Here is a 22745-nt window from a genome sequence, read left to right as displayed (position 1 = left end):
TTGACAACAATTTTTCATCTTTTGATGAAGACTCCTTAAGAAATTGCAACATTTTTTATAAAATATAAGTTTTTATATAAAAATTGTTGTATAGTTAAGTTCGATTAAAAACTAAGGAGCAAGAAATGAAAAATTTTATTGTAATAACATTAGGATCTTTATTTATGGCTGTTGCATTAAATCTTTTTTTAGTACCTCATGAAGTGATATTAGGTGGGTTTTCAGGTATTGGTATGATTATTGGTATTCTTACAAACTGGAACATTGGATGGATCATCTTTATCCTTAATGTACCTGTTTTTATCCTTGGCTTTGTAAGTATTGGGAAAAAGTTTGTTGCATATAGTATGTACTCTGTCTTTTTAACCAGTTTAGCTATGCAATATATTCCAGTGGTGCAAGTGACTGAGGACATTCTTTTGTCTTCTGTGTTTGGTGCAGTTATAGGCGGAGCTGCTACGGGAATGATTATTAAATTTAATGGTTCTACTGGTGGTATAGATATTATTGGACTTGTAATAACAAAGAAAAAAGACTTTTCATTGGGAACAATGATGCTCGTTATGAATAGTGTAATTGTACTGGCTTCCGGCTATTTTATCGGTTGGGAACAAACGATGTATACATTATTGGTTTTGTATGTATTTGGTAAAGTTGTAGATGTGATTCATACGAAGCATGTAAAAATAACACTTATGATCATCACAGAAAAGGGAGAAGAAGTTCAAAAAAAATTACTCCAAAATCTAGTTCGAGGTATAACTGTGTTAGATGGAGAAGGGGCTTACACAAAACAATCTAGAAAAGTTCTCTTCACAGTTATCACTAGATATGAACTAGGAGAAGTAAAAAAAATGATTAAAGAAGTTGATAGTAATGCATTCGTAAATATTACAGAAACTATTGAAGTAATGGGTGCATTCAACAAAAATTAGTTTTTTTAAAATGCTCAAGATTTAATCTTTGAGCGTTTTTATTTTGTCAATTATAAACCCATATTCTATATCTTCTTAAGGTTTTAGAAAGTTGATACTTGTAAAACCAAGACATGCTTTGAATGTCTCTAATTATCTTAATATTGCATTAAAAGACATAAAACTTTATAAGAATAGTTTAATAGTCTGAAAGTAAGGGTATTAATATAAATAGCGTTAGTTAAGAAAAAGATAGATAGGAGATGCTGTTTATGTGGAAAAGAATTTTATTTATCTCCGAACATGGTGACCCTCTAGAAACATTAGGTGGTAAGCAGGCGGGTGGACAAAATAACTACGTTAAAGAGCTTGCTCTTGAACTCGGACGGAGAGGAATTGCAGTTGATGTAGTTACACACTGGAGTAATCCAGATACTCCAAGGATCGAAAAATTAGGAAGTAGGTCAAGAGTAATAAGATTTGCTGCAGGGCATAAGGGTTATATTCCTAAAACTAAAATATACGATCTTCTGCCAACATTCTATGAGGAAATAAAAAAAACAATATCTGTGCAAAAATATGATGTTATTCATTCACACTATTGGATGTCTGGTCTATTGGGACTTGCTTTAAAGGAAGAATTCGGTATTCCGCTTGTGCATACATCACATTCCCTCGGCATAGCCAAGAAACAGGCAACAGGAGTTGAGGAGCCTATTCGTCTAGAAGCAGAAAAGCATATATTAAACTCTGCTGACAAGGTTATTGCAACAACTGAAGTTGAAAAACAAATAATTTTAGATTTTGCAGACAACAATCCCGAAGTTGAGGTAATTTCGATTGGAGTTGCAAAAGAGTTCCAGTCACATTCTAAACGAAAAGCAGGAATGAAGCCCTTATTTGTATATGCAGGACGATTGGAAAAGACTAAAGGAATTAGTACACTATTAGAAGCATTTCATAAAATGAAAAAGGAAAGTCCAGAATTAGAGGCTAAACTCGTTTTAGCAGGTGGAGATAAAGAAGAAATAGATCCCATTACACTATTGCCAACTGATCCAAGTTTAAGAGAAAAAGTAAAAGGAATTGAAGAATATATAGAATTTATAGGTCCTCAATCTCAACATAACTTAAGTGAGCTGTTCTCTAAGGCTACTTCTGTGATTGTTCCTTCCTATTACGAATCATTTGGTATGGTAGCTGCAGAAGCACAGGCATGCGGGACTCCAGTTATTGCCTCAGGAGTAGGTGGCTTAAAAGATGTTGTTTCTCACGGTAAAACAGGTTTACAAGTACCTCCAAAAGATTCTACACAACTTGCTAAAGCAATGAAGAATATATTAAAAGACAATCTTTTAGCAAAAAGACTAGGTAAAGAAGCTGCAGAACGTGCAAGTCGTATATTTAACTGGTCAAGCATTGCTAAAGAAATAGATAAAACATATGAGGATTTGTTACATGCAAATGATTACGCAAATGCTAGCCACCGATCTTGATGGTACGCTGGTCGGTAGTGAAGAGGATTTAAGAGTATTACTTAAATATTATGAAAGCCTTGATGAGAAGGTTTCCTTGGTTTATGTCACAGGTAGACATAAAGGTTCCGCTTTAGATTTAATTAGAGAAGCAAAAATTCCAATGCCAAGCATTTTAATCTCGGATGTGGGAACAGGTATATATGTAGGCACAGACCTTAAAGTTGATTTAGAATGGGAACATAAAATGAAATCTAATTGGGATCCAGAAGCTATTAAAAATATTGTTTCTAAATACCCAACAATATTTCCTCAAAAACTACCCAATGAATGTAGAATTTCCTATACAGTAAAAGAAGATAATGACAGCGTGGAAAAGCTAAAGCAAGAGTTAGTGCTTTCAAAGATTCCTCATAAGTTTATCTTTAGTTCAGGTAGAGACATTGACATTCTACCTGAAAGTAGTGGAAAAGGATCTGCTTTGACATACGTGATTGAAAAATATGTAGATACAAATGCGTCGATTCTTATTGCTGGTGATTCTGGTAATGATGAGGAAATGCTTAGTCTAGGATATCCATCCGTAATTGTTGCAAATGCTCAACCAGAGCTTTTGGCAATTAAAGACCATCCGAAATTGTTTCGGGCAACCCAAAATTGTGCGGGTGGTATTTACGAGGCATGGTTACATTTTTATAGTAAATAATTTTTTGGAGACTGTTCAATTTTTTATTGAACAGTTTTTTATTTTGCAAATTATGTAAATTTCACATGAAACAACTTACAAGTGAACATAAACGTTTTTGACTGTGATCATCACTACGGATGGTGGGGTCATAAGCAATCAGTGTACAGCAGTTAAGGATTTTCGTGTGAGACGAGTGCTGAGTGTGAAAGTTTGTCGCTCAACTCACGAAAAGCATCTCTTCATGATTTTTTTCTTAACAAACAATTATGGATATATTATTTATAAGTATAAGAGAAGAAGAATATAGTATGGGGTGTGTTAAAATAATAAGTTGAAAGAGAAAAATTAAATGGCGAACCAATAAGGGAAGAATAGATAATTTGACATTTCATACTTGTAATTTTATACTAGGTTACGTTATGTAAGTGAATTTGTACAATCAGAATATAATAGACATAAAATTCGATTGAATTAGAATGATAGGTGAGAATGAGAATGAATATAAAAAAAGAAACCATGCAAATTTTGCAAAATAAAATAAACATAATAACTACAAATGAGGCATTCGATCTTTGCCTAGTAGGTCCGGTAAGTTTGCCTATAAAACAAGATGATTTCGAAACGACTTTTAATTGGTACTCTTGGGTGAAAGTTGATAAAAATTTATCAAAGGAAGACGTTGTAAAATCCATTTCCACATCTAACTTGGCTTTTGGACAGCAATCATCGGTGCTAGTTTATGGTGATTTTTCTAATGAAGAAGATGCTTTAATTCGTATGCATAGCATTTGTCATACTGGTGACATTTTTGGTAGTCAAAGATGTGACTGTGGCTATCAGCTTCATGAGTCGATGAAGATGGTGGCAAACCACGGCTGTGGGGCCATCTTTTATTTAGCAGATCATGAAGGTAGAGGAATAGGTTTGTTTTCTAAGTCTCTTGCTTACCTTTTACAAGAAGAAGGATATGACACAGTAGAAGCAAATCATGCGCTTGGCTTTGAGGATGACACACGATCTTATGAAGATGCAATCCGTGTATTGGAGTCTTTAAGACAAAAGCCTGTAACTTTAATAACAAACAATCCAAGAAAGCTTGCTGCTTTAAAGGGACATGGTTTGCTTGCAGATCATCATGTTCCTCTTTGGGGTGGTCTAACTGAAACGAATGAGTTCTATTTGAAAACGAAAGTAGAAAAGTCTGGTCATATTATTTTAGAAGAAAACCCTAGTTTGACTGTATGAGGTGAGTATAGTATGGAAAAAGATCATTATTTTATGAAATTAGCACTTGAAATGTCTGCTAGTGCTAAAGGGAAAACGAATCCTAACCCAATAGTAGGGGCAGTAATTGTTAAGGATGGTGTTATCGTAGGAAGTGGAATTCACCGTAAAGCAGGAGAGCCCCATGCGGAAGTCCATGCTTTTAAAATGGCAGGAAGCCATGCGGAAGGAGCAACTTTATACGTGACGCTTGAGCCTTGCTCTCATTATGGAAAAACTCCTCCTTGTGCAAATTTGGTAAAGGATTCCAAAGTAGCACGGGTAGTTGTTGCGACTACGGATCCTAATCCGGAGGTTGCCGGTAGGGGGATACAATTACTACGTAATGCTGGCATTGAAGTGGAAGTTGGAGTTCTGGAAGAAGAGGCAAAAAAACTAAATGAACGCTTTATACACAATATGACTACTGGATTGCCGTTTGTCATCTCTAAGTTTGCGATGACATTAGATGGTAAGATTGCAACCCATAACGGACATTCAAAATGGATTACAAGTGAAAGTGCAAGGAAAGAAGTTCATCATCTCCGAAATGAAATAGACGGCATTTTAGTAGGTGTAGGCACAGTTATTGCTGACAACCCAGCGTTGACAACAAGACTTCCTGAGACACAAGGGAAAAATCCTACTAGAATTATCTTGGATACTAATTTAAGAACACCTATCGATTCCCAGGTTCTTCAAACAGTAACCGCTAAAACTATTATTGTAACAAGTGACGAAGTAGATATGGAGAGAGCTAAGCCATTTGAAGCAAAGGGAGTCAAGCTGATATTTGTATCCAAAGAAACAAATGGGTTAGATTTATATGCTGCACTTCGAGAACTTTATCGATTAGGTATAACCGATATCCTTGTTGAAGGAGGAGGAGCAGTAAATGCCTCCTTTTTAAACGCAGGTTTGATTGATAAATATTATATTTATATATCTCCAAAAGTATTGGGAGGAAAAGATTCCATTACACCTTATACAGGTCCTAATCCGGATACCATGATAGCTGCAAAGCATTTGTATTTCGATGAGTTCCAAAAGCTTGGAGAGGACCTTCGAATAATTGCATATCCTAAGCAAGGTGATGAAAAGTGAATCTAAAAGTCGATATTTGTATTGTTGGAGCTGGTCCAGGTGGATCTCTCCTTGCTTTCTTATTAGCTAGAAAAAATATTAATGTAGCTCTTATAGAAAGAGATAAAGAAGTAGGAAAAGCTTTTAGAGGAGAACATCTTAATGAAGAGGGAGAAGCAATTCTAAAAAAATACGGCCTTTTTGAAGAAATAGAACAGTTGGGCTTACTACGAATGGAAAAATTAGAGTACTGGCAGGATGGTAAGCCTTTTAAAACAATTTTACCACAACCAGAGATTGGTCATCTCGGCATTCATGTACCACAAGCTAACCTTTTATCAGTCCTCATAAAATCTGGGACTCATTTTCCAAATCTAACATGTATGATGAATACTAGAGTAGCCGATTTACTAAAGGATGATGCTGGAAACTATTGCGGTGTCTTAGCTATACAAAATGGACAAGAAATTACGATAGATTGCCAGCTCATTATTGGAGCTGATGGTCGTAATTCAACAGTACGTAAAAAAGCAGAAATTGAGGTAAATAAACGAAAACACGGTTATGATTTACTATGGGCAAGAATCCCATCACCAGAAGGATGGGAACCATCGATCAAAATGGCGTTAATCAATAATAAGCAATTATCGTTATTTACTCAAACGAATGATTTTATACAAGTCGGCTGGAATATTGAAGAAGGTTCATTTTCAACCTTACGTAAGGAGCCCTTTACAGCATTTATCCAACAGTTAGTGGAAGCTTTTCCTGACCTAAATGAAACTGTGCATAAGCATATTCAATCGTGGAAGGATTTTGTGCTATTAGATGTGTATAGCACAACAAGTGAAAACTGGGGCTCATCTGGTTTAGTATTGATAGGCGATGCTATACATACAATGACACCGACTGGGGCATTTGGTCTAAATAGTGCTTTAAAGGATGCTGATTATTTAGCTACGTTAATAGACAAAGACTACGTAACTTTATTGGATTCGTTTGATTGCTCGACTCAAAGAAAAAGAGAAATTGAAAAAATTCAAGCATCTCAAATTGAGAAGGAGCAGTCCTTTGCTTCCCAATTTACAATCATGTTATAAGAGTAGGAGAACAAAAAATGAAATTTGGTTTTGATATTGATGATACTTTAATTAATTTAAGAGAGCACGCTTTTCATTTGTATAATAAGAAACTCAACCAAAGTGTGGATTTAGATGTTTTCCGTGCATTACAGACGGTGGAGATCCATGAAGCATTTGGACTAAATAAAGAAGATGGAAATGCTATGTGGAGAGAGTGTATGGAGGAAATTTATTTTACGGATTGTCCATCTTTTGAGGGGGCTTTAGAAACTCTAAATTCCTTAGACAATGATGGTCATGAAATTTACTATATTACCTCTCGCCCCAAAAAATATTGTGCTCAGACTCGTGAGTGGATGAAAGCGCAAGGCTTTCCAGTGAAGGATGAACACTTCTATTGTGGAATGCTAGACGATGAAAAAATAGCAACCATCATGAAATTAGAGCTAGATTACTATTTTGATGACAAGCCAGCTGTTTTAGAAACGCTAAAAGATGTGCAGACAAAAGTTTTCATAATGGATCAATCTTATAATCAGTCAGTAGAGATGCCAAGGATGAAACAATGGATTGAATTAGATAACATTCTCAGTAATAATAAATAATCGGTCGGTTTTAATTTCAAAAGCACTGTTCTAACAGTGCTTTTTTTGTTTCCATATGATAAGAAATTGTTTCATATTTGCCTTGTAATAAAAGCTTCCGGAGAAAAATGTCGGAAGCTTTAAGTTCTTTTGGGGCGGTTTTCGCTCCCTTTAGGAGACACTTTTCTATTTTTAGGAGCGCTTTTTGATCTTTTAGGGGAGAAAGTACACTTTACGAGCGCTTTTAATTTTCTTTCTGAATTATCTCTCGTAGCTGTTTATCTTTTTCGGTTAAGATAGGAAAATCGTTCAAAGGTTTAAAAAGACTTAAATCTGAAAAAGTACTCTTATCTTGAAGAGAAGACTCGATTATTTTGTATATTTCTTCTTTTTTCAATTTATTCTTTTGGGTGTCAATTGTTATTTCATAAAAATGAATGCCATCAGACCACGTATAAGCTAGAAAATCATCTTTATATGCAGATACATATAAATTTACCTCGGTACCATTCTTTAGTAAAAATTTACTTTTTTCGTCATAAGCATCAATTACAAGATCACTATCTCTAATAGTATAAAGGAATGTTTTGTTTTGAAAATTTTCATATTCGATTATTAATTCGGGACCGATATGATCTGTTATCCATTTAGATATAATTGACTTAACTTCATAGCCCTTATCCATTGTGGGGAATTTAATTTTGTCCATATCTTTTAAAAGTGTATCATAAAACCGTTCAAAAACACCTTCCTCCACTGGTTTTAAAGACAAGCCAACAGCATCTACTACATCATTACTAAATCCCTCTTTCAGAAAATCAATATGGTATAGCTCATTTCCGTCAAGACCTAAAAGTGTTGTAAATGAGGCATCCTCATTATTACCAATTTCAATTTCCATGCTCTCGTGTGATAACCTTCTCAAATTTTCTAATGATTGAACGTAATTTTCGTAATCCTCTTTCGAATAATTTAGTAGAGAAGAGAACGAAAGATATTTGTAGCCGGTGCTTAAGTAAAATGTTTCTTGATACTTTAGTACATCCTTGGATGGGTCATAGGTCAAGAGTGTGCTGTCTAGCTTATCCTCTGGTTTGATAAAGCCTAACTTTTTAAAGCTTCTAATAGACTTGAAGGCATGTTCTATCATTGCTCTTTCATCCATTACTTCCGTAGTAACTTCATATGGGAATTTGTTACTATCATTTGTATTCGATAAAGCCACAGTCCCACAACCAATCAATAAAATGAAAATGATAAATCCACCAACCCATTTGCTAAGGTTTATAGGTTTTCCCCCTCAAGTTTATTCAGAACCGTTTTTTATCTTCTGAAAGCTAGCTATGGAGGCGTGATATATTTTCTCCATTTTCTCTTCTAAAAAGCTAGTTCTTTCAAACAATGAAGTTCTTACATGATCGATTTGGCGCAAAATCTTCTCCATTAATCCTTCTTGATTGTCTACTCTGTTTGTTAATTCCTTTTGTCCATCTTCCAAATTATTAAACTGTTCATTAATTATTTGACGGAATTGATTCTGTTCATTAACTTTATTCATTATTTCATCATTAAAAATATCTACTTTTTCTATATGAGATAAAACTTCCTTATTCTCTAGAGAAAGATCTTCGAGCTTATTTACAATACATATTTGTGTTACCTCTGCTTGTTCTAATCGAGACATTATTTCATTTTGCGTATCGTCCAGTTTTTCAATTTGAACGGTTAAATCGTTTTTACCTAATTGCTCGTCTTTTATTAGTAGCTGTATAGTATGGTTTTGCAGCTCTAATTTTTCTAACCAGTTATATACTTGTTTCTCAACAAGCTCATGTTTGATATTGAGTTCTTTTAACTCCTGTAGTTTTGCATTCATTTCATACGATTGAGTTATTTGCTGATGACCATAGTGATATTGAGATCTTCTTAATCCTTTAATGGCTCGAAGAAAAGCTTCATTTGCAGTATTTTGATCTTGTATGAACTCAGATAAGTGGTTACATCGATATTCTGTTTGATTAGGTGCCTTTATTTCTGCCGTATTTTTAAATACCCCAGGGTTTTGGTATTCATTGATGAATAATCCCATTAGGTGTTCCTCCCTTGTGAGCTAGCCTTATAGTTAGAATATGCAAGTATGCAAAAAGTAGGCATTGTTAAATCGCTAACAGAAATAACAGCAAAACGAGTTATATAATTCCCAATTAAATGAAAAAATTATAATAAATAATGATTATTTTATTGTATAATATGGTCTAGAGGTATTTTATTTGAAAAAACAAATAATTAAAGCCCGCATTAGGGAAATTTTCTTTTTTTCCTTTGCTAAGCGGCAAGGCGGAACATCTCATTCAACTTTTCCTGAAACAGAAAAGGGCTTTTTTGTATGGAAGGCTGTAACTGAATCACCTTATCGCTATTGGTTGAAAAGAGAAGCAGATGTAATAGCTACTTTAAATAATGAAATAAACTTATCTGCTCCAATTTCCATAGAGGAATTTAATTATTTTAATGAGTGCTTATGAATTTTTTTGAAATTGGGGTGAATATGTAGTGAAATTTATAGGTCCGATTATCATGTTTGCTGGAATATGCTGCTTGGCAATTGCTTGTTTTGAATTTTTTACTCTGGAGTTTTTTGAGGAGCCTCAATATTTCTGGTTATTCTTCGTAGGAGCACCCCTTATCTTTTTCGGCTTTTTATTAACAGGCGTAGGTAACTACAAGAAATTAAAAGAAATAAACAATGAGGCAATACGTGAACAAATGGCGGCAGCCAGCAAAGGATGGGAAGAGGGACAATTAAAAGCGGAAGTCTATTGCTCCAATTGTGGTCACCCAGTTGGCAAATCCTTCAAATTTTGCTCTGAATGTGGTAGCTCTCTGCAAAATAAATAAAGGTGGTTTTTGTATCAATTACTTTTTACGTCTGAACATAGTTAGCATTATTATTGCACTTATGATTTTTATATCATTTGAATTACAGTTAAACTTTTATAGAATAGCTCGTATAACGAATTGGGAAACTGACGCCGTAAACCTATTTATGATGATTCTCCATGTTTTAGGTTTCATATTATTGATAACAGTTCTGCTCCTAGTAAACGGCAGGTGGCTCCAATACAGAAAGAGCAGATATATTTCTTCTTTCCTGTGGTTTCCATATTTGATTTTTTTCATTCTTTTGTTCGCTAGTATTTTTCCTATAACCTACAGGGGAGATGACCCATCACCTGCAACAGCGTTTATCATTATTGGACAACTAATTATCTTTCCTTTCTTCCTCGCTTTTATATTTTTTATTGGTAAAGCTATATCTACGGAACCTGAATATCTATTTTCTAAGGAGTGAAAATATTGGACACATGGAAAAAGCTAAGCTCATCCTATTTGTACCAGTCACCGTTTGGCAATTTACGAAAAGACAAATGCGAGTTGCCCAATGGTCAAATAATTGAAGATTATTATGTAAATGAATACGATGATTGGGTAAATGCTATTGTGCTTACAAAGGAACAACAAATTGTATTAGTAAGTCAATATCGCTATTCAGCTCAAAACATATTTTTAGAGATTCCTGCTGGAAAGCCAGAAGGGGGAGAAAGCTATCAGGAAGCAATTTTAAGGGAAGTTCAAGAAGAGACGGGCTACTCAACAGACCGAGAACCTATATTATTGGGCCAATTTTACGTAAATCCGGCAACTCAAACCAATAAGGTATTTACCTATCTGCTTCTAGATGCTTATCATACTAGTGGTCAGCAGCTCGACCCTACAGAATTTATAGATGTTCATATTTATAACTGGAATGAAATGGGTTCATTGATCGTGAATGGAGAGATCCAACAACTTTTTACAGCTCATGCCTACTATATGGCTTTATCTTATTTAAAGGAGAAGCCCATTAGATGATAAAGGGTTATGCCACCAGAGAAAAAACATTAAATTATTTAAATAATCATGAGTCAAAATATAGAGAAACTACTTGGTTTTATTGCTCGCCAATTGCAATCGGGACACATTTAGGCGATATGACAAATGAAGATTCCGAGCTGTATGAAAAAACAATTAAATACTGCCTCAGAAATGGTGTGAATTTTATAGATACCGCTCTAAATTATCGTGGTATGAAATCAGAGAAAGATATAGGGAAAGTGCTAGAGTCGCTAATAACAAACAAAGAACTTGATAGAAGTGAGTTTGTCATCTCAACAAAGGCGGGCCTAATTCCAGGTGATATAGATGCGGGTCTTGTTCCAAGTGACTATCTAAAATATGTGCTCTTAAAAAATGAAATCATTCAAGAAAAGGAAATACAGACAGTTGCACATCAAAAGCACGTACTTACTCCAAGCTATTTTCAGTTTGCACTAAATCAAAGCAGATCACACCTTGGTTTGGAGACAATTGATATTTATTATTTACATGTTCCGGAAATTTCTATGAAAGTTCTTGGAGAAGAGGCGTTCTACAAAATGCTTGAAGAATTATTTTATTTCTTTGAGCAACAAGTAAAAAAGCAAACTATACGATTTTACGGTTTGGCTACCTGGCTGGGTTTAATTACAGATAGTGATGAGAAAGGCTATATATCTTTAGAAAAAACGGAAAAAATAGCGAGAAAGGTAGGAGGGCATTTTAGATTTATCCAAGTGCCCTTAAATAGTTCCTTACCTGGAGCAAATAATAGGGAAACTCAATCAGTTTCAGGGATAGCGCTGACAGTTTTAGAAGCTGCTAGGGATCTAGATATTCACGTTACGACCAGCGCACCATTTAACCTAGGTAAAGATGTGGAAAACACAGATGATATCTTGCGATTCCTAATGAATACAAAAGACATATTGTCAACAATGGTTGGAATGAAACGAGTAAATCACGCCAAGGAAAACATTGCAACTTACAAATGAACTTTTATTCATTAGGAGGATAAATTGAAAGCCTTAATTATTCAAGTATTGTATTTGTTGTTACCTATTGTCGTCGGATTGTTTGTCGTGCAAATGTTTATCGAATTTTCCAGTTGGTCCTATTTAGAATATGGCGTGCTCATTGCCCTCTTTGCTTTAAATTACATGATTATAAAGAAAATTATCTGCTTAAAGATTAATAATCTTCTTATGACTAGTTTCTTTTTTGTTGGCACTCTATTATTTTCCATATTCATCGGAGGAAGCATTTGGTTGAACTATGCAGAGGAGCCTTATCAAGAGATAACTCCTTCATCTAAGATAACAAATACAGGAGAGAAAGAAATAGGAAGCATATTCCATATTTTCTTTAATAGCCTCATCCAAAAGGATATAGAAAAGAAAAAAATTGCGAATATTTCTTATTATTTTGCAGAAGAAAATATAGCCTCTGTGAATGAGTACTCCTCTCTTTTAGAGAAAGAAAAGGCTAAACTTGATCTGATTTTTGGAAATGAAGTGAAGGACCCTTTATCGATTGAAATATATAATGATCCAGCTGCTATTAAGGAAATATCGCCAGGAGCGGTAGGTTACTATAAGCGCATGGATCAATCAATACATCTTATGAAAATGGACGAGGAGAAAAGATGGGAAAGAATATTATTACATGAATATACCCATTATCGTATTCACCAGTTCGCTAAAATCAATGGATTAAGCAGCAAAATGGAGCATCTACCTTTTTGGTTTATCGAAGGGCTGAGTGAGTACGTAGGATATCAGGATAGAGTTATCGACCCGAACATATTAAGTGAAACAGTGGATTATCGGTTAATAGACACAAACAAAACAATACCATCTAAATTAGAGCATTATAAGGTGTACCTTCAGGGATACTTTACAGTTAAAAAATTGGATAGTTTGTATGGTACTGAAGTTTTAACGGAGTTATTATTATCTAAGTCATTAGATGATTTTTATAAAAATTTTGAGAAGACTACGGGAAAGAGTACAATAGATTTTCAACAAACCCTTTTAGTAAATTTATAAAATTAAATTAAATGGTTTGGAAATAAGGAGCCGAGACAATAGTCTCGGCTCCTTTACATTAATGCTTATCAATTTGTTCTAATTGTTTTTTAATTTTGCTTGTTCATGGTTTAAAAGCCATTCTTTTCTCCATAGCCCACCTGCGTAACCTGTCAACTTTCCTCCAACGCTAATGATTCGATGACAGGGTATAACGATAGGCAACCTATTTTTATTGTTCGCACTCCCAACAGCTCTAACCGCACGGTCATTACCTATAGATTGAGCAATATGCTTGTAGCTTGCAGTTGTGGCATATGGAACTTTAGTAAGTGCCTTCCAAACAGATTGTTGAAAATCAGTACCTTCAAAAATATATGGAAAAGTGAAGTCCATCCGGTCTCCATAAAAGTACTCATGCAATTGTTTAACGCATATATGAACTACAGCAGGATGATTGTCATCCAATTGAAAATCTGTCTCAGTTCTTTCGGTAAAGTGGATGGCATAAATAGCCTCCATCGTACTTAAGATTTCTAATACTCCAATCGGTGATTGAAAGTCTACTCTATGCATTATAATGACCTCCAAAGATAAAATGTAGCGTAAGCCTGCCAGCCTTCCCAATTCATAGCCAATTCTTTTAGTTCAGCCATAGTAGGTTTACGGTCTAAGTTTAATTGTTTTTTTAAGGCGTTATGCAAGCCAACATCGGAAATAGGGAAAGCAGTGGGCTCTTGTAGGCTTTTCATTAAAACATAGTCTGCGGTCCAAGGTCCAATTCCTCTAATAGATGTTAAAAACAAATGCTTTTGTTCGAATGTCTTTTGTTTAAGTACTAAATCCTTCGATAACTTTCCCTGTAGAATGAGCTGAGCGATTCCTATAATATACTCTGCTTTTCTAGCACTAAATTGTAGCAGTTTTAAATCCTCTACAGTTAAAGATGCAACTATTTCTAATGAAGGAAAAACATAATATTTGTTACCTTCATACTCTAACGATTCTCCATATTTTTCTACTAAGCGCTTCTTTAAAGTGTAAGCAAATGTTAAATTGATTTGCTGACCTATAATAGCCCAACTTATTGCTTCAAAAAAATGGGGAATACCAACTATACGTAATCCATAATAACTTTGAACGATTGGACGTAAAACAGGATCATTATTAGCAAGTTCATAAAAATCTCTCAAGTCCTTCTCCAAATCAAACCATTCACTAATAAATGTAGTAACTTTTTTAACTTGTATAGTAGATGGTTGAGTAAGAGGAAATTTGACAATTATATTTCCTGGTTGCCACTCAATTATGAACAAAATGAGTTCATCATCCATTTTAAGTAGCTTATAAATGGAGTTGTCGATAACTCTGTACAACCATTCTTGTTCAGGTTTCATTAAATGCTTCAGACATTCAGCGAAACTAAAGTCTTGTGGAGTTGGAATGCTCAGTTGACTTAGTTGTACTTTTTCATTCATACTTGCATCTTCCTCCATTGTTTACGAAATTCACTTGGGGAACTTTGAAAAGAATTTCTAAAGGCTTTATAAAAGGTAGAGGTGCTTTGAAATCCAGTTTTCAAGCTTATTTCTAAGTTTGAGGCATTTGTATGCTTCAGTAAATGGGCAGCCTTTTCTATACGAATCCTCTCTAAGAGCTGGCGGGGACTCTCCGATGTAACCTTTTTAAATACACGCTCTAAATGGAAAGGGCTGACTCCCATATGTATTGATATATTTTCTAATGTTAAGGGTTGTCTATAATTATTAGTTAAAAAAGAAATGACCTGCTCGACTAAGTCCTCTTGAGGAGCTAGTTGTAAATCAGGCTTACATCGTTTGCATGCACGAAACCCTGCTTTTTCAGCTTCTGACTTAGTTTTGTAGAATACTACGTTTTCCTTCTTGGGTTTACGGGATTTGCAGGATGGCCTACAATAAATTTTTGTGGTTTTAACAGCAGTATAAAAATACCCATCATAATTATGATCACACGCTATTATCCTTTGCCACATTTCCTCAAAGGATAGATTTATTTTATCCATTAGTTTCCTCCTCCATTAATTTTACAAATATAAGAAAGAGCCTCAATCTTTTATCGCCATTATAGAAAAACATGAGCAATATGGAAACACAACAATTTTATACTTTTCAAACAATAAGATAGATTTTTTTCCTCTAGCAGGACACTTTTCTTATAGAGTTACCGAATGCCTCTAAGCTCTACAAAAACTATATAGCTAAATAAACTTAAGTGAAAAGTACTATTTATTTTTGATTAAACTAACGGTTCTTCCCAATTGGTTTTCTTGGTAAACATGGAGCATGCGGTTACTTAAATATCATACCATTTAAATTTTTCCAAAAGTAATCTTCATTTGTTTTACCATATCAAATAATTATGTAAGAATCGTCTTATTTCTTGCGCTTATGGTCTAAACATAATTTTTTCTTTTAGTTTTCAGAATTTTTCGTTGACTTAAATTTACAAAAATATTAATCTGTAATAAATACATTACTATTTTTAGTTTTACGTTTAAAAAAGGTTATATGTTTTCGTCTCTATCTTTTATAAAAGGAGGATTTAATTTTCTTTACTTTTAATATAGATAAGTTTAGTAGTTTGCTTGTTATTTGTAACTGATTTTAAGAAAACGTTTTAACGTTGTTATGACTAGTTTTAGATAAGCATAGCTTGAATAAAGGAGGATTTTAGTTGAACGTAGTGCTAACTTCTGAAGAAGAACAACAAAAAATGTTTCAGTTTTTGGAGCGTATTCATTCAGGAGATAAAATTGAAGCAGACGATTGGATGCCAGAGGAATATCGAATAACTTTAATAAAATTAATTTCTATGCATGGAATGAGTGAAATAATGGGAGCATTACCTGAAAAGGAATGGGTTCCGCGAGCACCTTCCCTGTCTAGAAAACTTGGTATTATGGCTAAGGTGCAAGACGAGATGGGGCATGGTCAGCTCTTACTTCGAGTTACAGAGGATTTGCTAAAACCCTATGGAAAAAATAGAGCTGATTTGATGCAAGATTTGTTCAATGGAGACTTGAAGTTTCATAATGTATTTCATATGGAAACCAAGACATGGGCCGATGCTGGAATTATCGGCTGGCTTGTAGACGGAGCTGCAATCATAACTCAAACCAATATGCTTAATGCCTCCTACGGCCCTTATGCTAGAGCGTTACAGCGGATTTGTGCTGAAGAGGTATTCCATGCTCAGCACGGAGAATCTATAATTATGGCCCTCGCTGAAGGAACAACCGAGCAAAAAGAAATGATTCAAGAGGCACTAAATCGGTGGTGGGAGCCACTTCTTATGTTTTTTGGCCCGGCCTCTAAAGAAACCACTGGATCCTCTAAACAGGATTTGACGATTAAATACAAAATAAGAACTAAAACAAATGAAGAATTCAGACAACTTTTTTTTGATAAATACATTCCTCGTATTTTATCGTTGGGATTAACTGTACCTGATTCAACGTTAAGATTTGATAGAGAGAGCAACAATTGGATATATCAACAACCTGATTGGAACGAATTTAAGAAAGTCATAAAAAATGGTGGTCCTAGATCAGAGGCACGTCTTAATCTTAGAAGAACCTCTTACGAAAATAACGCCTGGGTAAGAGAGGCGCTAAGTGCTACGGTAAGCTAAGGGAGGAACAAATAACAATGAACGAAGAAAAGAGCTTTTATCAAGAATATGAAATCTTTAGCAAACGTACTTCAAGCTCTGCATTTCAACACCAATTTAGTCTGCTAGCTCCTAATGAACAAATGGCTTTTATAATGGCTCAGGAAAACTTCATGAGACGGGAGCCTGTAGCAGACATTTGGATTGTCAATCGAAAGCATATTCGCAAGATAGAAAATGAAGAGAAGCAAACACTAGTCAGATTGGACAATAAAGAATATCGCACAACAAAAGGCTATGGTTATCTAAAGAAAAAATGGCGCCAATACGAGCAACAAATTTTGGATGAAAAAGAAATACTATCGTGGGGAGGAGATCGTAAATGAGTGAGGAGATGAGCCAGGAATATAAGGACGCTACGCAGAGTCTTCTTTTTCAACTGGCGGATGATGATTTTATGTTTGCCTATCGTGGTTCTGAATGGCTAGGCCTCGCACCTCACATAGAAGAAGACGTTGCCTCCTCTTCTATTAGCCAGGACAGCATGGGGCATGCTGCCATGTATTATAAACTTTTAGAAGATTTCGGAGTAGGAAATGCAGACCTTCTTGCTCACCTTCGGCCTACTTCCACTAGGAAAAATAGTGTTCTTACAGAAAGAGCTAACGGTATGGGAACATACATGGAAACCCCACAATACGATTGGGCCTTACAAGTTGTTAGAAGTTATTTTTATATATCGGCTAAAAAAATCAAAGTAGATTCCTTGTGTGCAAGTTCATATGTACCGTTAGCAGATATAGCCTTGAAGGTAAAAATGGAAATTTTTTATCACCTGTTACACTGGGAAATATGGTTCAAACAATTATTATCCTCAACGGATGTTGCCAAAAAGAAAATGATGCATGCAATCTTACAAGTGAGTGATGACTTTTCCGATTTTTTTTCATATGGCATAGATAAAGAGATTATAGAAAAACATCACCTAATTGAAACTGAGGAAATTTTAAAGGAAAGATGGAACAAGAGATTATCTCCCATTTTTGAGTCTCTTCAGATTGAAAAGCCTAATATTCCGATTATACCTAAGAAGAACGGGCGAAATGGAGAACATTTAAAAGACTTGGATGAAGCGCTTAAAACTCTTTCAGAAGTATATAGTATTGATCCAGCAGCATCTTGGTAAGGATTAAATGGAGAGAGGTGACAAATGTGTTAAAAAGCTCAACTGTTACTAAAGAGTCCATATTGGAAGTTCTATATCAAGTAATGGATCCAGAAATAGATTCTGTAAGCATAGTGGATCTCGGTATGATTGAAGAAATTATTATTGAGGAAGAAGCAGTAAAGGTCCATTTACTTCCCACATTTTTAGGGTGTCCTGCTTTAGATATCATCAAAGGAAATACAAAGGCTGCTTTAGAGAATATTTCTGGAGTAGGAAAGACTGAAGTAGATTTTGTTTTTCATACTCCTTGGACATCGGACCGAATAACAGAGCAAGGGCATGCCAACTTAAGGAAGTTTGGAATATCACCTCCCCCACTATTTAAGGAAGGGGAAAATTCATGGGAGGTTGAATGTGCCTATTGCGGATCTACTTATATATCCATGGAAAATATATTTGGTCCAACTGCCTGCAGAAGCATCTTATATTGTAAAAGCTGCAAAAATGTATTTGAAGCAATGAAACCTATTTCTACATTTATGTAAAGGAGGAAATCCAATGGCTAAATTGATAGCGATGTATAAACACCCAGAGAACAAACAGGAGTTTGATGACCACTATTTTAAGGTGCATGCTCCTATTACAGAACAAATTCCAGGCTTAAAGGAGATGAAGGTCACAAAATTTACGAATTCTCCAATGGGTGGAGACCCTAAATATTATTTAATGTGCGAGATGATATATGATGATTTAGATTCCTTGAAAGCAGGATTAAATTCTCCTGAAGGAAAAGCATCAGGTAAAGATTTAATGGGGTTTGCAGGAAACTTGGTAACTCTTATGATAGGTGAGGATTCTTAATGGTTTACCGATTCATTGAAACTAGAATGAAGAACCAAGTTGGGATAATTGAATTGAATAGACCCGAACGGCTTAATTCCTTAAATAGAAAAATGGTTAGTGAAATATTAGAAGCATTACTAGCGTTTGAAAGTCATGAAGACATTCGAGTTATAGTCCTTACTGGAAATGGGAAGGCCTTCTCAGCTGGTGCTGATATTGAAGAAATGATGGGCGATAATCCTATTAGTCTAGAATTATTAGATCAATTCTCTGATTGGGATCGATTAGCAACTATTAAAAAACCGATTATTGGGGCAGTAAAGGGCTATGTCTTTGGGGGTGGATTCGAGCTTGCTCTATCATGTGATCTCTTAATAGCTGCAGCTGGGACAGAGTTTTCATTTCCTGAGGTAGGGCTTGGAGTAATGCCTGGCGCTGGAGGTACGCAAAGACTTACTAAGTTAGTAGGAAGAACAAAAGCCTTGGAATGGCTATGGACCGGAAAGCGGATCTCAGCAAATACAGCTTTGAACAATGGCATTATCAATAAAATTGTAGCGAGTGAGCTACTAATGGAAGAATCAATGAAGTTGGCTACCATTCTTGCTTCACAACCACCTATTTCTTTGCGACTTATAAAAGATTCTGTGAACAAGGCAATAGATTACTCACTCCATGAAGGGATGCAGTATGAAAGAAAAAACTTTTATTTACTATTTGGCACAGAGGATCAAAAAGAAGGAATGAGTGCGTTTGTTGAAAAAAGAAAACCAAATTACCAAGGGAAATAGGGAGGAGTGAATATGTACGAGTCCATTAAATATTTTGTGAAAAATAATGTAGCTTGGATTGTCTTAAACAGACCAGATAAGCTCAATGCATTTAACGCTAAGATGAATGAAGAGTTAAAAGCTGCATTTAAAACCGCGTCTTCTTCGGAAGAAGTACGTAGTATTCTCTTGACTGGAGAAGGTAGAGCCTTCTGTTCTGGACAGGATCTAACTGAAGTGGATGCTCAGATGGATTATGGAAACCTATTAAGAGAATCGTATTATCCGATGCTAAGACAGATTAGTTTATGCGAAAAGCCAATTGTTGCAGCGGTAAACGGGGTGGCTGCTGGTGCCGGCTTTAGTTTGGCCTTAGCCTGTGATTTCCGTCTAATTTCCGAAAAAGGTAGCTATTTAAATGCTTTTATCCATGTAGGTCTCGTACCAGACTGTGGGAATATGTATTACTTATCTCAGTTAATAGGCGTAGCTAAAACATTAGAACTCTCCATTTTAGGTGAAAAAGTTTCAGCTCAGCAGGCAATTAACCTAGGTTTAGCCAATAAAATTATTGAGGTTCAGGAGTGGGAAGATCAGTTAACATATTTTGCTGAACATTTAGCTAGCTTGCCTTCTAAAGCAGTTGCCCTTATAAAACGTTCAATGAAAGCGATTACAGAAATGCCTTTAGAGGAGTATCTAGAATTTGAAGCACAATCACAGCGAATAGCAGGACAAACCAATGATCATCTGGAGGGTATCGAAGCTTTTTTAGAAAAAAGAAAACCTGTTTTTTCAGGAAAATAAGGAGTGTCTTATTCATGACAACTATTAAAGACGATAAAACCGAAAAAGAGTCTCTAAAAAGAGCATTTTATCATTTAATAATAAATGGAGAAAAGATGAAAGGCTCGAAGGGTGAAACAATTAAAACCTTTAACCCAGCTAACGGAGAACTTGTAGCTGAGGTTGCTAAGGCTACCAAGGAAGATGCAGAAAAGGCAATTGCAGCAGCGCGTAACTCTTTTGATCACGGTAAGTGGAAAATGTATCCTATAGGTCGCAGAGCACAGATTTTAAATAAAATTGCTGCAATTATGCGCTCTCGCTTCAATGAGTTAGTGGAGCTAGAGATTTTAGATACTGGAAAGACGCTTCACGCTGCTCAAGGTCAAGTAACCCAAGCTATTGAGGATTTTGAGTTTTATGCGGGTGCAATTGTTGGACACCGAGGTTCTGTCAATAATGTGCCAGGTCAGTTTCATAACTATACAGAAAAAGAACCTGTTGGAGTTTGTGCACAAATTATACCTTGGAATTATCCACTGATGATGGCTGCATGGAAAATAGCGCCAGCAATAGCTGTAGGCTGTTCTGTTATCGTGAAGCCAGCATCTTTAACTCCATTAACCGCCATAATACTAGGTGAAATTTGTTTGGAGGCAGGTGTTCCACCAGGAGTTGTCAACATTGTCCCTGGTTCAGGCTCAGAAATTGGAAATTATTTAGTAGAGCACGCCGAAGTGGATAAGGTTGCTTTTACAGGGTCTACCCCTATAGGGAAAGACATTATGGGAAAAGCTTCTGAAAGCTTGAAGCGGGTAACTCTAGAACTTGGAGGAAAGTCCCCCAGTATAGTGTTTGCTGATGCGGATATTGATGCAGCTGTTGATGGCTCTTTATTTGGGATTTTTTATAATTCAGGTCAATCCTGTGAAGCTCGTTCTCGCTTGTATGTGCAAGAAGATATTTATGAAGAGTTTGTAAGTAAGTTTCTAGAAAAGACAAAAAGACTTCAATTAGGAGATCCTTTTGATAAAGGAACACATGTTGGTGCTATTATAGACCAAACACAGTTGGATACGATAAATGGATATGTTCAATCAGCGATAAAGGATGGGGCAGAGATTATAGCAGGAGGCCATACATGTTCTCCAAAAGGATTTGAGAATGGTTTTTGGTTTGAGCCGACTATAATTTCTAACGTAAATCACGAGATGAGCGTAGTAAAAGAAGAGATATTTGGGCCGGTTGTGGTCGTAATGAAATTTAAAGATGAAAAAGAAGCGATTAAATTAGCTAACGATACTACTTTTGGACTTGGCTCTGCTATTTGGTCAAAGGATGGAGCAAGAGCTACAAGAGTTGCTAATCAGATCAAGGCAGGTATAGTAATGGTGAATTGTCCGTTTTCAGCATTTCCAGGAACTCCTTTTGGCGGATACAAGCAATCAGGCTTTGGACGAGAGCTTTGCATCGAAACGTTAGATCTGTACACAGAAACTAAGAGTATCTTATCTTACTATGGAAGCCGTCCATTAAATCCTTTGGGGCTTTAAAGAAATACATTAAAAGGGCGGGAGCTTAAAGATGGTTCCTGTCTTTTTTCTACATAAACAAAATGGGGAGGTGCTGTTTTTGGTTAAACATATAGTTGTTGTAGGCTCCGGTGTAATGGGACGAGGAATTGCCTATGTAGCAGCTCTGTCTAATTATGAGGTGACAGTTGTCGACAACAATCAAGTAGCCTTAGAACAAGCTAAGCAAGAAATCGAGGCTTTATTTGAAAAAGGTATTGAAAAAGAAAAACTAACTACTGAAATGGCAGAAAGATATTTATGTAACCTTAGTTATGAATTAGAACTTACTTTAGCGGTGCAAGGAGCTGATTTAGTAATAGAAGCTGTTCCTGAGAAAGCTGCAATTAAGAGAACAGTGTTTGAGACAATAGAAGAACATGCTAAAGCAGAATGTTATTTTGCGACTAATACCTCTACTATGAGCCCAACAGAAATTGCATCCTTCGCTAAACGTCCCGATAAGACAATTGCTATGCACTTTTTTAATCCAGTACATAAAATGCCATTGGTAGAACTAGTGAGAGGGCTAGAAACTAGTGATGATACCGTGGAAATTATAAAAAAAGTTGCTAAGCAGATGGGCAAGGAAACGGTGGTAATTAAAGAGTTTCCAGGGTTTATTACTAGTCGAATAAGTGCGCTTGTTGGTAATGAAGCATTCTATATGCTTCAGGAAGGCTTAGGTACTCCGGAAGAAATTGATAAAGCCATTAAATTAGGCTTGAATTACCCAATGGGACCTTTTGAACTCGGTGATCTTGTTGGATTAGATACTCGACTAAATAATTTAAAGTATTTACATGAAAAGCTTGGTGAAAAATATCGGCCAGCGCCTTTACTTGAACAATACGTTAAAGCTGGCCGGCTTGGAAGAAAGACGGGCAGGGGTGTTTATAGTTATACAGAAGAGGGAGAGTGAAAT

Annotated in this window: 26 protein-coding genes; 21 read left to right on the top strand and 5 right to left on the bottom strand. The window is 35.6% G+C overall.

Annotated features, from left to right (window positions below):
- The first annotated feature begins 125 nt into the window (after positions 1 to 125).
- The 7 genes from MHB55_RS10970 (at position 126) to MHB55_RS10940 (ending at position 7110) form a co-directional block, all read left to right on the top strand.
- Entirely contained in the window at positions 126 to 935 is an 810-nt protein-coding gene (locus MHB55_RS10970; RefSeq protein ID WP_144536173.1) for a YitT family protein, read from the top strand.
- A 251-nt stretch (positions 936 to 1186) separates the two neighbouring features.
- Positions 1187 to 2410 carry a glycosyltransferase gene (locus MHB55_RS10965; RefSeq protein WP_340863228.1) on the top strand — a complete coding sequence of 408 codons (1224 nt, stop codon included), beginning with the start codon at positions 1187 to 1189 and terminating at the stop codon, positions 2408 to 2410.
- Positions 2373 to 3095, top strand: coding sequence for an HAD-IIB family hydrolase (locus MHB55_RS10960; RefSeq protein WP_340863227.1), 723 nt, complete (start codon positions 2373 to 2375; stop codon positions 3093 to 3095). The genes MHB55_RS10965 and MHB55_RS10960 overlap by 38 nt, the downstream gene beginning before the upstream one ends.
- A 498-nt stretch (positions 3096 to 3593) precedes the next feature.
- Positions 3594 to 4322 (top strand): GTP cyclohydrolase II, encoded by a 729-nt coding sequence (locus MHB55_RS10955; RefSeq protein WP_445678249.1) that lies wholly within the window; start codon positions 3594 to 3596, stop codon positions 4320 to 4322.
- 12 nt (positions 4323 to 4334) lie between these two features.
- Positions 4335 to 5444 (top strand): bifunctional diaminohydroxyphosphoribosylaminopyrimidine deaminase/5-amino-6-(5-phosphoribosylamino)uracil reductase RibD, encoded by a 1110-nt coding sequence (ribD, locus tag MHB55_RS10950; RefSeq protein ID WP_340863225.1) that lies wholly within the window; start codon positions 4335 to 4337, stop codon positions 5442 to 5444.
- Positions 5441 to 6523 (top strand): FAD-dependent monooxygenase, encoded by a 1083-nt coding sequence (locus MHB55_RS10945; protein WP_151109647.1) that lies wholly within the window; start codon positions 5441 to 5443, stop codon positions 6521 to 6523. Before ribD ends, MHB55_RS10945 begins: the two co-directional genes overlap by 4 nt.
- 17 nt (positions 6524 to 6540) lie before the next feature.
- On the top strand, positions 6541 to 7110 hold the full coding sequence (locus MHB55_RS10940) for a 5' nucleotidase, NT5C type (RefSeq protein WP_151109649.1): 570 nt from the start codon (positions 6541 to 6543) through the stop codon (positions 7108 to 7110).
- A 223-nt stretch (positions 7111 to 7333) separates the two neighbouring features.
- On the opposite strand, the gene MHB55_RS10935 is transcribed toward MHB55_RS10940, so the two are convergent.
- Together MHB55_RS10935 and MHB55_RS10930 are read right to left on the bottom strand one after the other, a co-directional pair.
- Positions 7334 to 8314 carry a hypothetical protein gene (locus tag MHB55_RS10935; protein WP_340863224.1) on the bottom strand — a complete coding sequence of 327 codons (981 nt, stop codon included), beginning with the start codon at positions 8312 to 8314 and terminating at the stop codon, positions 7334 to 7336.
- 81 nt (positions 8315 to 8395) lie between these two features.
- The gene (locus MHB55_RS10930) at positions 8396 to 9178 is read right to left on the bottom strand and encodes a hypothetical protein (RefSeq protein ID WP_151109653.1); all 783 of its coding nucleotides are present in this window, start codon (positions 9176 to 9178) and stop codon (positions 8396 to 8398) included.
- Between the two features lie 181 nt (positions 9179 to 9359).
- Here MHB55_RS10930 and MHB55_RS10925 point away from each other — a divergent pair, with 181 nt between their 5' ends.
- From MHB55_RS10925 to MHB55_RS10905, 5 genes are all read left to right on the top strand, one after another.
- Positions 9360 to 9614, top strand: coding sequence for a hypothetical protein (locus tag MHB55_RS10925; RefSeq protein ID WP_340863223.1), 255 nt, complete (start codon positions 9360 to 9362; stop codon positions 9612 to 9614).
- A 28-nt stretch (positions 9615 to 9642) separates the two neighbouring features.
- Positions 9643 to 9987: a zinc-ribbon domain-containing protein gene (locus MHB55_RS10920; RefSeq protein WP_144536187.1), complete on the top strand. Its 345-nt coding sequence runs from the start codon at positions 9643 to 9645 to the stop codon at positions 9985 to 9987.
- Positions 9988 to 10437: 450 nt separating this feature from the next.
- Positions 10438 to 11001: an NUDIX hydrolase gene (locus MHB55_RS10915; protein WP_318245405.1), complete on the top strand. Its 564-nt coding sequence runs from the start codon at positions 10438 to 10440 to the stop codon at positions 10999 to 11001.
- Positions 10998 to 11999 carry an aldo/keto reductase gene (locus MHB55_RS10910; protein WP_340863222.1) on the top strand — a complete coding sequence of 334 codons (1002 nt, stop codon included), beginning with the start codon at positions 10998 to 11000 and terminating at the stop codon, positions 11997 to 11999. Before MHB55_RS10915 ends, MHB55_RS10910 begins: the two co-directional genes overlap by 4 nt.
- A 24-nt stretch (positions 12000 to 12023) precedes the next feature.
- Positions 12024 to 13052 (top strand): collagenase, encoded by a 1029-nt coding sequence (locus MHB55_RS10905; protein WP_144536193.1) that lies wholly within the window; start codon positions 12024 to 12026, stop codon positions 13050 to 13052.
- 78 nt (positions 13053 to 13130) lie between these two features.
- On the opposite strand, the gene MHB55_RS10900 is transcribed toward MHB55_RS10905, so the two are convergent.
- From MHB55_RS10900 to MHB55_RS10890, 3 genes are read right to left on the bottom strand one after another with little or no spacing between them, the layout of a single operon-like run.
- Positions 13131 to 13607, bottom strand: coding sequence for a methylated-DNA--[protein]-cysteine S-methyltransferase (locus MHB55_RS10900; protein ID WP_340863221.1), 477 nt, complete (start codon positions 13605 to 13607; stop codon positions 13131 to 13133).
- Complete coding sequence (locus tag MHB55_RS10895; protein ID WP_340863220.1) at positions 13607 to 14509, bottom strand: DNA-3-methyladenine glycosylase family protein; 903 nt, start codon at positions 14507 to 14509, stop codon at positions 13607 to 13609. The genes MHB55_RS10900 and MHB55_RS10895 overlap by 1 nt, the downstream gene beginning before the upstream one ends.
- Positions 14506 to 15075: a bifunctional transcriptional activator/DNA repair enzyme AdaA gene (locus MHB55_RS10890; protein ID WP_340863219.1), complete on the bottom strand. Its 570-nt coding sequence runs from the start codon at positions 15073 to 15075 to the stop codon at positions 14506 to 14508. Before MHB55_RS10890 ends, MHB55_RS10895 begins: the two co-directional genes overlap by 4 nt.
- 710 nt (positions 15076 to 15785) lie before the next feature.
- Between MHB55_RS10890 and paaA the strand changes: the two genes are divergently transcribed.
- The 9 genes from paaA to MHB55_RS10845 all read left to right on the top strand — a co-directional run bounded on the left by paaA (position 15786) and on the right by MHB55_RS10845 (position 22742).
- The gene (gene paaA, locus MHB55_RS10885) at positions 15786 to 16703 is read left to right on the top strand and encodes a 1,2-phenylacetyl-CoA epoxidase subunit PaaA (protein ID WP_229654123.1); all 918 of its coding nucleotides are present in this window, start codon (positions 15786 to 15788) and stop codon (positions 16701 to 16703) included.
- A 17-nt stretch (positions 16704 to 16720) separates the two neighbouring features.
- Positions 16721 to 17068 carry a 1,2-phenylacetyl-CoA epoxidase subunit PaaB gene (gene paaB / locus MHB55_RS10880; RefSeq protein WP_340863218.1) on the top strand — a complete coding sequence of 116 codons (348 nt, stop codon included), beginning with the start codon at positions 16721 to 16723 and terminating at the stop codon, positions 17066 to 17068.
- Positions 17065 to 17868, top strand: coding sequence for a 1,2-phenylacetyl-CoA epoxidase subunit PaaC (paaC, locus tag MHB55_RS10875; protein ID WP_340863217.1), 804 nt, complete (start codon positions 17065 to 17067; stop codon positions 17866 to 17868). Before paaB ends, paaC begins: the two co-directional genes overlap by 4 nt.
- Positions 17869 to 17894: 26 nt before the next feature.
- Positions 17895 to 18395 carry a 1,2-phenylacetyl-CoA epoxidase subunit PaaD gene (gene paaD, locus MHB55_RS10870; RefSeq protein WP_151109669.1) on the top strand — a complete coding sequence of 167 codons (501 nt, stop codon included), beginning with the start codon at positions 17895 to 17897 and terminating at the stop codon, positions 18393 to 18395.
- Positions 18396 to 18408: 13 nt separating this feature from the next.
- Complete coding sequence (locus tag MHB55_RS10865) at positions 18409 to 18711, top strand: EthD family reductase (protein WP_144536207.1); 303 nt, start codon at positions 18409 to 18411, stop codon at positions 18709 to 18711.
- Positions 18711 to 19484: an enoyl-CoA hydratase/isomerase family protein gene (locus MHB55_RS10860; protein WP_340863216.1), complete on the top strand. Its 774-nt coding sequence runs from the start codon at positions 18711 to 18713 to the stop codon at positions 19482 to 19484. The genes MHB55_RS10865 and MHB55_RS10860 overlap by 1 nt, the downstream gene beginning before the upstream one ends.
- 12 nt (positions 19485 to 19496) lie before the next feature.
- On the top strand, positions 19497 to 20270 hold the full coding sequence (locus MHB55_RS10855) for an enoyl-CoA hydratase-related protein (RefSeq protein ID WP_144536211.1): 774 nt from the start codon (positions 19497 to 19499) through the stop codon (positions 20268 to 20270).
- Between the two features lie 14 nt (positions 20271 to 20284).
- Entirely contained in the window at positions 20285 to 21802 is a 1518-nt protein-coding gene (locus MHB55_RS10850; protein ID WP_154310737.1) for an aldehyde dehydrogenase family protein, read from the top strand.
- Between the two features lie 79 nt (positions 21803 to 21881).
- Positions 21882 to 22742 (top strand): 3-hydroxyacyl-CoA dehydrogenase, encoded by an 861-nt coding sequence (locus tag MHB55_RS10845; protein ID WP_151109674.1) that lies wholly within the window; start codon positions 21882 to 21884, stop codon positions 22740 to 22742.
- Positions 22743 to 22745: the final 3 nt, after the last annotated feature.

It is taken from the genome of Psychrobacillus sp. FSL K6-1267 (assembly GCF_038003265.1).
GTDB lineage: Bacteria > Bacillota > Bacilli > Bacillales_A > Planococcaceae > Psychrobacillus > Psychrobacillus faecigallinarum.
Note: the sequence above shows the minus strand (reverse complement) of the source record. Positions and strands in the feature narration are given on the sequence as shown.